Here is a 14,202-nt window from a genome sequence, read left to right on the forward strand (position 1 = left end):
GTGGAACCGCCGCGACGCCCGGAACCCGCGCGCCCGTCAGCCAGTGCCGCCGCGCGCAACGCCGAATGGAAGTTCGGGCTCGTCGGGCCGGCCGGGGTGCTGGCCGAGCAGCGCGGCACCGTCACCACTTTCACCGTCGACAAGTTGGCCTACTCCCCCAGTCCGCCGGTGGTCTTCGCTGTCGTCGACTTCGACGACGGCACGCGGGTGCCCGTCGAACTGACCGACGTCGACGTTGAGGAGCTCACCATCGGCACCCGCGTCGAAATGACCTTCCGCAGGCTGTTCGTGGCCGACGGCATCGCGAACTACTTCTGGAAGGCCCGCCCGGTCCGCGACGACGCGCCGCGCGCAGCGCAGGAGGGATCCGCATGAGCAGCCACGGAATTCGCGACCGGGTGGCCATCATCGGGGTCGGCTGCACGCATTTCGGTGAACGCTTCGACCTCGGCCTCGACGACCTGATCCGCCAAGCCGCCGGCGAGGCGTTCGCCACCGCCGGGGTGACCAAGGATGACGTCGACGCCTACTGGTTCGGCACCGCCCAGTCGGGCATGAGCGGCATCACCGTGGCCCGGCCGCTGGGTCTGGTCGACAAGCCGGTCACCCGGGTGGAGAACTTCTGCGCCACCGGCTCCGAAGCGCTGCGCCAGGCCGCCTACGCCGTGGCCAGTGGCGCCTACGACGTCGCCATGGCGATCGGCGCGGAGAAGGTCAAAGACTCCGGTTACCAAGGACTTAACGCCTTCCCGATACCCAACGACGGCACGGCGCGCACCTTGACCGCGGCGGCGATGTTCTCCATGGTGGTTCCCGCCTACGCCAAGCGCTACAGCGTCGATGAGGACGAGCTGCGCGGTGTGCTCGCCCGCATCGCGGCCAAGAACCACGCCAACGGCGCACGCAACCCCCGAGCGCAGTTCCGCAAGCAGGTCAGCGCCGACGCGATCTGCAACATGCCCGCGGTCGCCGGACGCCTGTCGGTGTTCGACTGCGCGGGGGTGGCCGACGGGGCGGCCGCGGCGGTCGTGGTGCGCGCCGAGGAAGCCCACCGCTACACCGACAAGCCGCTGCTGATCAAGGCGCTCTCGTTGGTCGCGGGCAACGGCAGCGGATTGGCTGACCCCACCTACGATTACACCTACTTCCCCGAAGTCGCCGCATCGGCCGCCGACGCCTACCGGCAGGCGGGCATCACCGATCCGCGTGCCGAGCTGGCGATGGCCGAAGTACACGACTGCTTCACCCCGACCGAGCTGGTGCTGACCGAAGACCTCGGGTTGTGCGCGCGCGGCACCGCCTGGAAGGAAGTGCTCGCCGGCACGTTCGACCTCGACGGTGCGATGCCGGTCAACCCCGACGGCGGGCTCAAGTCGTTCGGCCATCCGACCGGGGCGTCGGGGCTGCGGATGATCTTCGAGGCGTGGCTGCAGCTGCGTGGGGAGGCTCCGGCGGATCGGCGCATCGCCACCTACGGCAAGCGGTCCAAAGCGCTGACGCACAACCTTGGCGGCTATCCGGGCGAGATGGTCTCGTTCGTCGGCATTTTCGGCACCGATTAGGCCTGCCCCAACACATCCTAGGAGGACAGAATGCCGGTGCGTGCCCCGCTGGACGGGTTGCGAGTTGTCGAGGTGTCGATGCTGGGGCCGGCAGCTATCACCACAGCCCTGGTCGATCTCGGGGCAGACGTCGTCAAGGTGGAGCCGCCGGCGGGCGACTATGTGCGCCAGATGACATGGCCTATCGTGCAAGGAATTTCGCTGATGCATTTGCATGTCAATCGCGGCAAGCGCAGCATCACCCTCGACCTGCGCAACGGCGAGGCCAAGCAGGTGTTCCGGGATCTGGCCGCGAGTGCCGATGTTGTGGTGGAGGCGATGCGCCCGGGTGCGTTGCAACGATTGGGACTGGGGCCGACGGTGTTGCGCGAACTCAACGAGAAGCTGGTCTTCACCACCATTTCGGGCTACGGCGCCACCGGCCCCTACCGTGACTACCCCAGCCACGGGATCGCCTACGACGCCTGGGCGGGGATCGTGACACCGGCGGTTGACGACGAGGGCTTCACCTATGTGCCCGAGCATGTTTCGATCGGCATCAACGCGGCGCCGTTGTATGGGGCGCTTGCCATTCTGGCGGCGGTGATCCGCGCGCGCGAGACCGGGGTTGGCGCCGAGCTGGAGTTGGCCCAGTCCGACTGCGCGGCGGCCTTCGACTGGTACCGCTCCGAGACCTACCGCGCCTACCAGCGCCCCGAGGACGAGGTGACCGGCAATGCGTCGGACAACTATGAGCGGCGCCCACCTGCGACGGCCGGCATGCGTGAGGGCGTGCGTTACCAGATCTATGCGTGTAAGGACGGGCATGTCCTGTTCATGGCCAGCGAACAGGAGTTCTGGCGCAACTTCTGCGACGGTGTCGGGCGGATGGACCTCTTCGAGCGCTGGCCGGGGTCGCGTTACGCCGACCACGCCCGGGGTAACCGCGAACTGCAGTCGCATCTGCGCGAGATCTTCGCGACTCGCACGGCCGCCGAATGGGTCGACTTCGGCGGCCGCTACAACACCCCGATCGCGCCGGTGAACACCCCCGCAACACTGCCGGCCGATCCGCAGTTCGAGGACCGGTTCGACTGGATCCCCGCCGACCGGGTCGGCGCCGATGAGCTGCCGTTTCCGGTCAACTTCCGCGATGAGCACCTGCCGGTGCCGCAAATGGCGCCGCGGGCCGGCGAACACACCGACGACGTGCTGCGCAAGGTCTGCTCGTATGACGACGCGCGGCTGACGGCGTTGCGCGCGGCGGGGGCGTTCGGCCAACAGCCGTCGACCGACCCAGTGCACTCGGCAGGCTGAGCGGCGTGATGCTAGCAGCCGAAATACGGGCGGCAGCACAGCGTTTCGGCGACGCAACGATGATGGCCGCCGAAGACGGCGCACTGACGTACCACTCGCTGGATTCTCGTTCGCAGCGCATCGCTGCGGAACTGTGGCGCAGCGGGGTCCGCGCGGGTGACCGTATCGCGCTACGGCTGCCCAGTGGGACCTCATACCTGCTTGCCTACGCGGCTGCGGCGAAACTGGGTGCGGCCGTTGCCGGAATCAACTCGGGCCTGGCGAGCGCCGAGCAGAACAAGCTCGTCGCGCTGGCCGAGCCGGCGCTGGTCTTGGACTCGGTGGACGCCGTGCGTGCGCTCGAGGAAAACAGCGGACCCACCCAGTTGCCTTACCTGCCTGAAGATCCCGCGCGACTGGCCGCGCTGGTGTTCACCAGCGGAACCAGCGGGCTGCCACGAGCCGCGATGTTCACCGAGGCACAACTAGCGGCGGTGGTGGCGCTGGAAACCGGTGGGGTGTGGGCTGATCGGCCGGGCACACCCATGGTGATCTCGACCCACCTGGCTCATGTCGGGCCGATGCTCAAGCTGCCGTGGTATCTGCGCCGCGGCCTGCGCATGCAGGTGATGCCGCGGTGGCGCGCGGCCGAGTACCTGAAGTTGGTGGCCGGCCTGCGGTTGCCGGAAATCGGCGCTATCCCACCGCAATTGGCGTTGATGCTGGCCACGCCCGGTATCGACGAGCTCGACCTGACCTGTGTGCAGCGCATCATCGCCGGCGGCGCCGCCTCATCGCCGGACCTGGTACAGGCGGTGCGACACAGGTTCGACGCCCAATACCTGGTGCGTTATTCCTCCACTGAGTCCGGTGGCGTCGGTCTCGGCACGTCCGGGGAGCGCCCCGCCGAGGCGTTGCGCGGCATCGGCAGGCCCCGGCCCGGCGTGCAGGCGTGCATCCTCGACCCCGACGGGAAGCCGCTGCCTGACGGACGGGTCGGCGAGCTGTGCCTGGCCACCCCGACGGCGATGGTCGGCTACTGGCGCGACGAACAGGCCACCGCCGCAGCGTTTCACGGTCGATGGCTTCGCACCGGTGACCTGGCAGCCCGCAACAACGACGGCACCTTCACCCTCAAAGGTCGCCTCAAGGAGATGTATATCCGCGGCGGCTACAACGTTTACCCGGCGGAGGTGGAGGCCGAACTGGGCTGCCATCCCGCGGTTTCGGCGTGCGCGGTGGTGGCGCGCCCGGACCCGACGATGGGTGAGATCGGCGTCGCCGTCATCGCGGTCAACGAACCTGCGCACGCGCCGAGCCTGGCCGATCTGCGCGCGTTCCTCGACCGACGGGTGGCGCGGTGGAAGCTGCCCGAAGGTCTACTCGTGGTCGATAAGCTGCCGCTCAACAGCACCCACAAGCCGGATCGGCGCCTGCTCACCGAGATGGTTCGTGGCGCGGCGCGTTAGGCAGCGCAGCAGCGTCAGAAACGCATGCCGGGGTGGCGGGTTTCGAAGATCTCGGTCGACATGATCGTCCCGAGACTCTTTGCGTCCCACTTCTTTCCGCCGGCACTAACGGCTCTGCGCTCCTTCCAGCCCTGCATCCATATGATGCGGTCCTCGATCGAGCGGATCACCTGACCGGTCACGTGCGCAGCCTCATCACTGGCCAGCCACGCGACCAGCGGCGAGGAGTTCGCCGGGTCCATGGGGTGGTACTGATCTTCGGGCACCTCGTCGGGCTCGAAGGATTCGCCCATCCCCGGCATCGTCGCGGTGATCCGGGTCAGGCCCGACGGCCCGACGGCGTTGGCGGTCACGCCGATGCGATGCAACTCCAGCGCCAACGTCAGCGTCATCCCGACGATGGCCCCTTTGGCCGCCGCGTAATTGGTCTGGCCGAAATTGCCGCCGAGCCCGGCGCCCGAGGTGGTGTTGATGATGCGGCCGTTGACATTGGCCTCGCCGGCCTTGTTGCGCGCCCGCCAGTGCAGCGCTGCATGGTGGCAGATGGTCCAGGTGCCCTTTACGTGCACCCGCATGACGGCGTCGAAGTCCTGCTCGGACATGTTCCAGATGGCGGCGTCGCGCACTATGCCGGCGTTGTTGACCACGATGTCGAGCTGACCGTAGGTGTCGACGGCCTGACGCACCATCTCGCCGGCCGCGGCGAAGTCGGACACATCGCCGTAATTGGCCACCGCGACGCCGCCGGCCTTTTCGATCAGGCGCACGGTTTCCTCGGCCGCGGTGCTGACACCCTCCCCGCGGACCGAGGTCCCCAGGTCGTTGACGATGACGCTGGCACCGTGCTTGGCCAGCTCCATCGCGTGCCCGCGACCGATGCCGTGACCGGCTCCGGTCACCAGCGCGACTTTCCCGTCGAGCAGACCCACGCCCGCCTCTCCTCCTGTGTTTTGCCTGCGGTGTGTGCTGTACGTGCCGTTCTCAGAGCGGCATGTCGGGCAGCTCGAGACCGAGCAGCTTGATCGCGTTGCCGCGGGCGATCTTGTCGATCTGGTCCTGTGGAAGGTGCCCGAACTGCAGCGCGGCGGCCTCGCGTGACTGCGGCCAGGTGCCATCCTGGTGCGGGTAATCGGTTTCGAACAGCACGTTGTCCACCCCGACGCGATCCAGCACGCTGACCCCGACCGGGTCCTTGAAAAAGCAGCTGTACACCTGCCGGTAGTAGTAGGTCGACGGCAGCTCGGGACAGTTGTCCTGGCCGTGGGCCCAGCCGCGGTGGGTGTGCCAGACGTCGTCGGTGCGCTCCAAAACATAAGGGATCCAGCCGATCTGAGCCTCGGCGTAGAGCAGCTTGAGGTTCGGGAATCGGTGCAGCACGCCGGAGAACAGGAAGTCGACCAGGCTGCCGACGGAGTTGCCGAAGATGATGGTGCCCTGCACGGCCTCCGGTGCGTCGTCGGAGGTCTTCGGGGTCTTGGTGCCCGAACCGATGTGCATCGACAACACCGTTCCGGTCTCTTGGCACGCGGCAAAGAACGGATCCCAGTACCCGGAGTGGATGCTGGGCAGGTCCAGATACGACGGCAGCTCGCTGAAGGCCACCGCCGGAACTCCGCGGGCCGCGTTTCGGCGGACCTCTGCGGCAGCCAGCTGCACATCCCACAACGGCACGATGCACAGCGGGATCAGTCGCCCGTCGCTGCCCCCGCACCATTCCTCGACCATCCAGTCGTTGTAGGCCTCCACGCAGAGCCGGGCAAGCTCTTTGTCCTTGCCCCACAGAAACAATTGACCGCAGAAGCGCGGGTAGTTGGGGAAGCACATCTGCGCTTGCACGCCGTTGATGGTCATGTCGGCGATCCGCTCGGGCGCCCGGAAGCAGCCCGGCCGCATATCTTCATAAGTCACTCCAGTTAGCGTGACCTCGTCAGCCGGCACACCGGCAGCGGCAATGTAACGCTTCAGGCTGGTTTGGCGGTCCTCGTAGAACCACCACGCGACGTCGGAGCCCTCGGTGCCGGGCGCCTCGATATAGGAGGAGCCGACCAGCTTGATGTCTCCGGCCGGCGCGTACACCACCCGCGGCCCCACCTCGCGGTACTTCGCGGGCAAGCGGGAGGTCCAAACATCAGGCGGCTCAACGACATGCGCATCGACGTCGACGATCGCCGGAATCCGCGCCAGCCGCTCGTCGAGGAGATCGGCTTCCTGAACATTCTGCGACATGAAGGTGCCCTCACTATCGGAAATCAATATTGATATTATATACACAATCCGAAATCGAGAAATTGGGTGATGCTCGGTATGCCCGATTCGCGAATCGTCAGTCCTCCCAGTCGGTGCGGTCCGAGCGGGCCGGTTGCCGCCCGGTACGCAGCGGCGCGAGCGGGGCGTCCACGAGCAGCACGCGGTGACGCGACCGCACATGCTTCTCGGCACTGCCCACCAGCAGCTCGGGTGCATTGAGCAATGCCTGCTCGGCCAGGCTCCACGCCTCCCACGACGGAATGGCCCACAGCAGGATGCATTCGTCGTCGGCCACCATCGCGGTGCGCCAGGCGCCCAGAAGCCGCCAACCGAACCGGTCGTGCGCCGCCGGGGCGGCCTCGATCGCGGCGTCCAGAAACGCCTCGGGCCGCCCACGTTCCAGCCGAATCAGTTCGTGGGCATAGGTCGCCGCGCCGATGCCTTCGGCGCACAGCTGCGCGATGGTCTTGGTCTGCGGGTGCGGGACTAGGACGCGGTCGAATCCGCCTGAGCGCAAATCAGCTGCCGACGCCCACCACTTGGCCAGTGCAGGATCTTGCATCCCGACGCCGCCCGTCTCATGGCCCAAGCTGCGCGCCAGTCCATCGAATCCGTCCTCCTCCCAGATGTTGACGACCTCCGGCCACGTTCCGGTCGAGCCGATGGTCCCCCAGACGCCGTAACACAGCTGGTTGCGTTGCTCCTGCGCGATTGGGCTCCAGTTCGCCGTCATGTGGTGCATGTAGCGGGCCCGGTTCTGCTTGGTGATGGAGATGAACTCGTGGATGTAAACCTTGGTATTGCCGGTCGCAACGCCTGACTCAGCCACGGGGCACCTCTTTCCATGGCCGGCCCTCCCACGGATCCGGCTCCTTCGGCATCCCCAGCACGCGCTCAGCGAGGATGTTCTTGTTCACCTCGGTCGTGCCGCCCTCGATCGTGTTGGCGCGGCTTCGCAGCATCCCGCGCACTTCGGCGGGCATCGACTCGCTATAGGTGCCGGGCTCGCCGTACCACGCGGTGCCCGAAGAGCCGAGCATCTCAGCGGCCAGCTTCTGGATCCGCTGGTTCAGATCGGAGCCGTGCACCTTGCCAATGGAGCTCTCCGGCCCCGGGGGCAGGCCCGCCCGCAGTCCAGCGCGGATCCGGTCGTTGGTCCAGCCGCGGATCTGCTCCTCTGCCCACAGCCGGACCAACTGGCCACGGATCTGGGTGTCGTCCCACCCGCCGGCCAACCCCGCCTTCTCCCGCTCACGGGCCAGGCGCACCAGCCGTCGGGTCCCTGACCCGCCGATGCGGTCGACACCACCGGAACCCGATCCCGAGACCATCTGGCGCTCACCGGATAGCGTTGAGCGCGCGACCTTCCAGCCTGCGTTGACTTCGCCAACGCGCTGGTCGTCGGGAACGAACGCGCCGTCCAAGAACACCTCGTTGAAGTCGACCTCACCGCCGATGTGCCGCAGCGGCTTGACCTCTACGCCGGGCTGATGCAGGTCAATAAGGAAGTAGGTGATGCCATCGCGTTTGGCCACCTCCGGATCGGTACGTGCGAGCAGGACAGCCATGTCGGCCAGATGGGCCCATGTGGTCCAGACCTTTTGGCCGGTGATGCGCCAGCCGTCGCCATCGCGCACGGCGCGGGTAGCCAGCGATGCCAGATCAGAACCGGCACCGGGCTCAGAAAACAGCTGGCACCACACCTGCTCGTTGCGCACGATCGGCGGAAGGAAACGCAGTCGCTGGTCCTCAGTGCCGTCGGAGAACAGCGCCGGGGCAGCAAGGTTGAGTCCCAACGGGTTCAGCCGCGGCAGGTGGTAGCGCGTGAGGATCTGTTCGGCGGCCCGCGCCAGTGGCCGGTCCCAGCCCAGGCCCCCGTACTCCGGGTTCCACTGCGGCACAACGAGTCCCGCGGCGGCCAGGGTCGGATACCAGGCCCGGTATTCGTCGGGCGTGCGGACACTGCGCACGGCGCTGGGGCCGTCGGCCTCGGCCGCTTCCCGCCACGCCGTCGGAATCGCCTCGCTCACCCACGACCGCACAGCCGTTTGCGCCTCCACCGGCGTGCTGGCGGCCAACAGGTCCTCTCGCGTGATCACGGCACCTCCTCGGTCTATGGTTCTGCTGCCTGCCCACGAGCCACCCGTGCCCGGGTGGTCTCCAGCGACGCCCACAGCTGTCTCTTGACGGCCGCCAACGTCGCGGCGTCGGCGCTGTCGGCGATGCGCCGCGCGATGTCGGCGGCCACTTCGGTCAGACGCTCGGGCGGGTCGACGACTTCGCTGACCCAGCCCAGTTGGTAGGCCCGCCGCGCGTCGACGCGCTCGTGTGCACCAATCAGTGCCATGCGCGCGACGGGCCCGAACGCCGCACGCCGAGCCAGCCCGATGGTCTCGAATGCCGACGCCTGCCCGACGCTGACGTGTGGGTCGAGGAAAGCGGCGTCCGACGACGCGATCACGACGTCGGAATCGACCACGAAATGCAGTCCGCCCCCGGCGCATACCCCGTTGACCGCGGTGACGACCGGCTTGGTGACACCGCAATGCCAGCCGGTCAGCTGAAGGTCGGCGCGCTTGGTGCGTCGCGACATCTCCCGCAGCGCCGCCGGGTCACGAGCGAGCTGCACCATGTCCAGACCCGTTTGAAACGCTCGGCCAGCCCCGGTGACCACGATGACGCGAATCGAGTTGTCCGCGTTTAGTTCTCGCCAAGCTTCCGGCAGCGCCGCCATCATCGACGCGTCCATCGCGTTGCCCGCCTGCGGCCGGTTGAAGATCAGCCAGCCCAGCATGCCGTCGCGCTGGATCAGCAGCGATTCCTCGGCAACGGCCACGACACCCCCTCGGATTGGGTCTTGAGCGGAAGATATATATTTTATCCGTTATCCAGACGGCGTTCGCTCGGGGGTCGTCGCCGTCCTGGCGAGAGGTGGAAGATGGCAGGCGCCGAGGGTCAGATCACCGACGATGGCGTGGCGGCACTGTGCGCCCGAATCGGCAAGCCGCAGGTGTATCCGGCGTCGCCGCACTACCATCGGCCCGGAGTCGACGCCTTCCGCCACGTCGCATGGTCGTACGGTGACGACAACCCGCTGTGGAGCAACGTCGACTACGCCGCTCAATCGGTGTGGAAAGAGCCCATCGCCCCGCCCGCGATCGTCGGCGGCGACAGCCTGATCGGAGAAGACGAGCTCAGCGCCGAGGAACTCGCCGCCCAGAAGGAGTTACGCGGCGACCCGCTGCGCGGTGTGCACGCCTTTTATGCCGCCAGCGAGCGGGAATGGTGGGCCCCGTTGCGGCCGGATCACCGGGTATCGCGGCGCACCGCGCTCGTCGGAGTCATCGACAAGCCGAGTGAGTTCGGCGGCCGCGGCGTTCAGGAGTGGACCGCGCAGGCGTTTCGGACCGACGACGGCACCCTGCTGGGCGCCCAGTACCGGATGATGTATCGCACCGAGCGACAGAAGGCGCGCGAACGCAAAAAGTACGACAGCGTCGAGATCGCGCCGTGGACCGACGACGGCATCGCCGAGATCGACGCCCACTATGCGGCCGAGCGCGCGCGTGGCGCCGAGCCGCGGTGGTGGGAGGATGTCGCCGAAGGCGACCAGATCGGCCCGCTGGCGAAGGGACCGCTGACGGTGACCGACATGGTCTGCTGGCACGTCGGCATGGGTATGGGGATGTACAACGTGGCGCCGCTGCGCCTGGCGTACCGCAACCGCCAGCGGGTCCCGCGCTTCTACCATCGCGATGAGCTGGGCGTCCCCGACGCGATGCAGCGTGTACATTGGGATCCGGCGTTCGCCCGGAAATCGGGCAACCCCACCACGTTTGACTACGGCCGTATGCGTGAGGCATGGATGATCCACGCCTGCACCGACTGGATGGGTGACGACGCCTGGCTGTGGCGGCTGCGCGTCGAATTCCGCCAGTTCAACTATGTCGGAGACGTCCAATGGGTGGAAGGCACCGTCACCCAGCGCTACCTTGCCGACGGTGATCGCCCCGCCGTCGATGTCGAATTGCGCACCCGCAACCAGCGCGACGTGGTGACCTCACCCGGTAGCGCCACCATCCTGCTACCCAGTCGCGAACACGGCCCGGTCCGGCTACCGGAACCGCCGGGCGGCGCGACCACCCTGGCGGAGGCGTTCGTCGCCACCATCGACGGATTTGACCGTCGATGAGCAACGACGGCGGGCTCGTCGACGCACAGCTGCTGCAGCGCACCGCGCGCGAGGTTTTCACCGAGCTGTTCCCCAGTGCGCGGGTGCGCGAATTGATGGCCACGCAGTCGGGCTTCGACCGCCAGGACTGGCGTCGGCTCACCGGTGAGCTCGGCGTTACCGGACTGATGGTCGGCGAGCAGTTCGGCGGTGCCGGCATGAGCGCGCGCGAACTCGGGGTGGTATTCGAGGAGGCCGGCCGCAGCCTCGGCGGGGCACCGATGTTCGCCGTCGCCGGCCTGGCCATACCGCTGCTGCTGGAGGTCGACAACGCCGACGCATGCGCGCGCTGGCTGCCCGGATTGTGCGACGGCAGCCTGCTGGCCACCGTGATCTATGCCGACGCCGACGGTCGTTGGGGCCCAGCACAAGTGGACATCCACGCCGATGGAGACCGACTGTTCGGGCGAGGTGGCTACGTCATCGACGCCGCCGACTCCGATCTGATCTTCAGCCCGGCGCGCACGCCGGAAGGGCCGGCGGTGTTCGCCGTCGAACGTCACGGCGCCGGCGTCGAGGTGACACGCCTGATCACGCTCGACCAGACGCGCAAACAGGCCCACGTTGAGTTCTCCGGTGCCCGCGGGGTCCGCCTCTGCGGCGCTGACCACCCGCTCGACCGCGCCTACGCTACCTCGTGCGCCCTGTTGGCCTACGAATCGGCCGGTGTGGCCGCTCGCTGCCTGGACATGACCGCCGAATACGCCCGCGAGCGCGTGCAATTCGGCAGGCCGATCGGCAGCTTTCAGGCGATCAAGCAGAAGTTGGCCGACCTTCTCATTCAGGTGGAGTCGGCGCGCTCGGCGGCTACCGCTGCCGTCGAAGCCGTGGCCACCGACAGCCCCGACCTGTGGTGGACCGCATCGTTGGCCAAGGCGTACTGCTCGGAGGCGGCCATGCATGCCAGCGAGGAGACCATCCAGATCCACGGCGGGATCGGCTTCACCTGGGAGCACGACGCCCATCTGTACTTCAAGCGCGCCCGCACCGGCCAGGAGCTGCTCGGCGCCGCTTGCAAGCATTACGACGTTGTGGCCGAACACCTTTCACGAATTTGAGCCAAACGTTAGGAGACGCAATGGGATACGAAACGCTCAAGGTCGAGCGGCGCGGCCACGTCGGCTGGCTGCTGTTCAACCGGCCGGAGCGGCGGAACGCGATGAACAACGCGATGCGCGACGAGCTGCGGCTGGCCTGGCAGGAACTTGCCGATGATCCAGCCGTGCGCGTCATCGTGAACAGCGGCCTGGGTCCCCATTTTCAGACCGGTGCCGACGTCGTCGAAATCGCAACCGACGGCCAGGGTTTCGGCCGCTACCGGCAATCGGTCGAGGACTGGGATCTCGGTTTCACGTCGTGGTTCTTACAGCTGGACAAACCGGTCATCGCCGCGGTCAACGGGATCTGTGCCGGCGGTGGGCTGCACTTCGTCGCGGACGCCGATATCGTCATAGCCGCCTCGGACGCCCAGTTCACCGATCCGCACGTCTCGGTCGGTCAGGTCACGGCGATCGAGGCGATCGGTCTGATGCGCAAGATTCCGGCCGAGGCAGTGCTGCGCATGGCGCTGGTCGGGCGCCACGAACGGATGTCAGCCCAGCGTGCCTATGAAATCGGTTTGATCAGCGAGATCATCGACCCGCCGGAGCGCCTGCACGAGGCCGCGCAAGATCTGGCCGAAAAGGTGGCGCGCAACTCACCTGCGGCGTTGCGCGCCACCAAGCGAGCGCTGTGGCAGGCCATGGAGGTCGGTTTGACCGACGCCTGCCGCGCCGGCGCCAAGGAGCTGGTTGGCCTGTGGGGACATCCCGATCAAACCGAAGGCCCCGCTGCATTCGCCGAGAAGCGCGAGGCCCGCTGGCAGGACTAGATCGGTTGTGGTCCAATTGCATTGGTCCACGGATAAGGCAAAGCCGCGGATAATTCGCGAGCTTGCACCAGAATGTTTGATTAGGGCTCCGGCAGCTCAGCCACGCCGGCGCCGGCGAAAAGCGCCGAGGCCACCTTGTCCAGCATCCAATACGCCACCACAATCGAGCGGTCACTGTTGTGGAATCCGAAACCCTCAAAAACAACATCACCGGCCGCCGCAGGAATGAGTGCATTCTCCGGGCGGTTTCGCCAGGTGAGGCGATATGCATCACCCACGGCTTCGATGTGCCAGTCGAAGTCACCGACGACGCTGTGGTCAACACCGAAGTAGCGGATGACGTAGTCCCCGGCGAAGCCGCCCGACGTGTCACCGACTGCGCGCCCGCGGCAGACGGCGCCGGCCTTCTGGCCCATGCTGCCCGACGAGACGTAGCGTGCGGTGATTACGTTGTCTTCGTCACCGCTGATGCGGTATTCCACGGCACCGATGACGGTTCGGTCGATAAGATCGGACATCATGCGCTCCTTATCCTCCGTCTGACCGTGAGATGACCGACGGTATAGCACATGCTATAAAGCTGCAATAGTGCGCCGCGAACAAGAGACGCGCTTGAACGTCGGTTGTTTCGTCAAATTGCCTGTGGTGTTTGCGCTATGGCGTTGCCGTGCCGTCGTGGGCACTGCCCCCTGGATAGGCATCGGGGGCGCCGCGCTCGATGATGGCCCTGCGTCTGCTCTCGGACGATGCTGTGGCTCCACTCGCTATTGCCTCGAGCAGGTTAGCGGCCTTCAAACTTCGGGTCACGGCGCTCGGTAAACGCCACCAGCCCCTCGCGGAAATCCGGGCTGCGCGAGCTCAACTCCATTGCGAAGGCCTCGCCGACGAGCTGCTGTTCCAGCGACTGCGAATAGCCGGCGTTGAGTAGCGACTTCGTCAAACCGATGGCGACGGTGGGCCCGTTAGCCAGCTTGTCGGCAAGCTCGTCTACGGCCGCATCCACTTCCGCGTCATCGACAGCTGCGTGGGCCAACCCCCACTCTGCCGCCTCGGTCCCTGACAGTTGCCTGCCCAGGATGAGCAGTTCGCGTGCCCGAGCACGGCCCACGATGCGCGGCAACAACCACGTGCTGCCCGAATCCGGGGTGAAACCACGCGACAGGAACGGATACCACCACCGCGCATCATGCGATGTAACCGTGAAGTCCGAGGCGAGCGCGATCTGCGCGCCGATTCCGACCGCCCATCCGCGCACCGAACACAGAATCGGCAGCTGAGTTTCCAGCAGAAGTGGGATCAGCCGATTGGCCTGGGTGGGCAGACGGCGCTGAATGCTTGCTGTGCGCGGTTTGACCTCACGCACCGCGTTTCGGCCGACGATGTCGAAACCACTGCAGAAGTTGTGATTTGCGCCGCGTACCACGATCACCCGTAGCTCGTCGTGGGTGGCTGCGGCCTCCAGATTATCGATGAACGCCGCCATCGCCGTGTCGTCGAGCGCGTTGCGGTGCCGGGGCCGATCGATCGTGAGGGTCAGCCGCGTGCCGT

The 14,202-nt window shown here is 66.8% G+C and carries 14 protein-coding genes; 7 read left to right on the forward strand and 7 right to left on the reverse strand.

What is annotated here, in order from left to right:
• The 4 genes from WAN71_RS10760 to WAN71_RS10775 form a co-directional block, all read left to right on the forward strand.
• On the forward strand, positions 1–375 hold a 375-nt coding region (locus WAN71_RS10760), incomplete at its 5' end, for a Zn-ribbon domain-containing OB-fold protein (protein ID WP_422225311.1).
• Positions 372–1,562: an acetyl-CoA acetyltransferase gene (locus WAN71_RS10765; RefSeq protein WP_422225312.1), complete on the forward strand. Its 1,191-nt coding sequence runs from the start codon at positions 372–374 to the stop codon at positions 1,560–1,562. The genes WAN71_RS10760 and WAN71_RS10765, both read left to right, overlap by 4 nt.
• A 30-nt stretch (positions 1,563–1,592) precedes the next feature.
• Positions 1,593–2,858 (forward strand): CaiB/BaiF CoA transferase family protein, encoded by a 1,266-nt coding sequence (locus WAN71_RS10770; protein WP_422225313.1) that lies wholly within the window; start codon positions 1,593–1,595, stop codon positions 2,856–2,858.
• An 8-nt stretch (positions 2,859–2,866) separates the two neighbouring features.
• Positions 2,867–4,306, forward strand: a complete 1,440-nt coding sequence (locus WAN71_RS10775) for a class I adenylate-forming enzyme family protein (protein WP_422225323.1) — start codon at positions 2,867–2,869, stop codon at positions 4,304–4,306.
• A gap of 14 nt (positions 4,307–4,320) precedes the next feature.
• On the opposite strand, the gene WAN71_RS10780 is transcribed toward WAN71_RS10775, so the two are convergent.
• From WAN71_RS10780 to WAN71_RS10800, 5 genes are all read right to left on the reverse strand, one after another.
• Positions 4,321–5,235 (reverse strand): SDR family NAD(P)-dependent oxidoreductase, encoded by a 915-nt coding sequence (locus tag WAN71_RS10780; RefSeq protein WP_422225314.1) that lies wholly within the window; start codon positions 5,233–5,235, stop codon positions 4,321–4,323.
• A gap of 52 nt (positions 5,236–5,287) precedes the next feature.
• The gene (locus tag WAN71_RS10785) at positions 5,288–6,559 is read right to left on the reverse strand and encodes an amidohydrolase family protein (protein WP_422225315.1); all 1,272 of its coding nucleotides are present in this window, start codon (positions 6,557–6,559) and stop codon (positions 5,288–5,290) included.
• 70 nt (positions 6,560–6,629) lie between these two features.
• A complete protein-coding gene (locus tag WAN71_RS10790) occupies positions 6,630–7,382 on the reverse strand; it encodes a hypothetical protein (protein WP_422225316.1) in 753 nt (250 codons plus the stop codon).
• Positions 7,375–8,649, reverse strand: a complete 1,275-nt coding sequence (locus WAN71_RS10795) for an acyl-CoA dehydrogenase family protein (protein WP_422225324.1) — start codon at positions 8,647–8,649, stop codon at positions 7,375–7,377. Before WAN71_RS10795 ends, WAN71_RS10790 begins: the two co-directional genes overlap by 8 nt.
• A gap of 17 nt (positions 8,650–8,666) precedes the next feature.
• Complete coding sequence (locus WAN71_RS10800; RefSeq protein ID WP_422225317.1) at positions 8,667–9,389, reverse strand: enoyl-CoA hydratase/isomerase family protein; 723 nt, start codon at positions 9,387–9,389, stop codon at positions 8,667–8,669.
• Positions 9,390–9,491: 102 nt separating this feature from the next.
• Here WAN71_RS10800 and WAN71_RS10805 point away from each other — a divergent pair, with 102 nt between their 5' ends.
• The 3 genes from WAN71_RS10805 to WAN71_RS10815 are packed head-to-tail and all read left to right on the forward strand — an operon-like array spanning position 9,492 to position 12,654.
• A complete protein-coding gene (locus tag WAN71_RS10805) occupies positions 9,492–10,745 on the forward strand; it encodes a hypothetical protein (protein ID WP_422225318.1) in 1,254 nt (417 codons plus the stop codon).
• A complete protein-coding gene (locus tag WAN71_RS10810; protein WP_422225319.1) occupies positions 10,742–11,842 on the forward strand; it encodes an acyl-CoA dehydrogenase family protein in 1,101 nt (366 codons plus the stop codon). Before WAN71_RS10805 ends, WAN71_RS10810 begins: the two co-directional genes overlap by 4 nt.
• A 20-nt stretch (positions 11,843–11,862) precedes the next feature.
• Positions 11,863–12,654, forward strand: a complete 792-nt coding sequence (locus tag WAN71_RS10815) for an enoyl-CoA hydratase/isomerase family protein (RefSeq protein WP_422225320.1) — start codon at positions 11,863–11,865, stop codon at positions 12,652–12,654.
• A gap of 80 nt (positions 12,655–12,734) precedes the next feature.
• On the opposite strand, the gene WAN71_RS10820 is transcribed toward WAN71_RS10815, so the two are convergent.
• Both WAN71_RS10820 and WAN71_RS10825 read right to left on the reverse strand, forming a co-directional pair.
• A complete protein-coding gene (locus WAN71_RS10820; RefSeq protein WP_422225321.1) occupies positions 12,735–13,172 on the reverse strand; it encodes a hypothetical protein in 438 nt (145 codons plus the stop codon).
• 263 nt (positions 13,173–13,435) lie between these two features.
• The coding region (locus WAN71_RS10825; protein ID WP_422225322.1) for an enoyl-CoA hydratase/isomerase family protein at positions 13,436–14,202 on the reverse strand (767 nt) is incomplete at its 5' end.

This window comes from Mycobacterium sp., from assembly GCF_049280035.1.
GTDB lineage: Bacteria > Actinomycetota > Actinomycetes > Mycobacteriales > Mycobacteriaceae > Mycobacterium.

Excerpts from the sequence above, each read along its gene's own strand:
- WAN71_RS10765 (WP_422225312.1), top strand. The coding sequence starts at position 372 with ATGAGCAGCCACGGAATTCGCGACCGGGTGGCCATCATCGGGGTCGGC.
- WAN71_RS10770 (WP_422225313.1), top strand. The coding sequence starts at position 1,593 with ATGCCGGTGCGTGCCCCGCTGGACGGGTTGCGAGTTGTCGAGGTGTCG.
- WAN71_RS10775 (WP_422225323.1), top strand. The coding sequence starts at position 2,867 with ATGCTAGCAGCCGAAATACGGGCGGCAGCACAGCGTTTCGGCGACGCA.
- WAN71_RS10805 (WP_422225318.1), top strand. The coding sequence starts at position 9,492 with ATGGCAGGCGCCGAGGGTCAGATCACCGACGATGGCGTGGCGGCACTG.
- WAN71_RS10810 (WP_422225319.1), top strand. The coding sequence starts at position 10,742 with ATGAGCAACGACGGCGGGCTCGTCGACGCACAGCTGCTGCAGCGCACC.
- WAN71_RS10815 (WP_422225320.1), top strand. The coding sequence starts at position 11,863 with ATGGGATACGAAACGCTCAAGGTCGAGCGGCGCGGCCACGTCGGCTGG.
- WAN71_RS10820 (WP_422225321.1), bottom strand. The coding sequence starts at position 13,172 with ATGTCCGATCTTATCGACCGAACCGTCATCGGTGCCGTGGAATACCGC.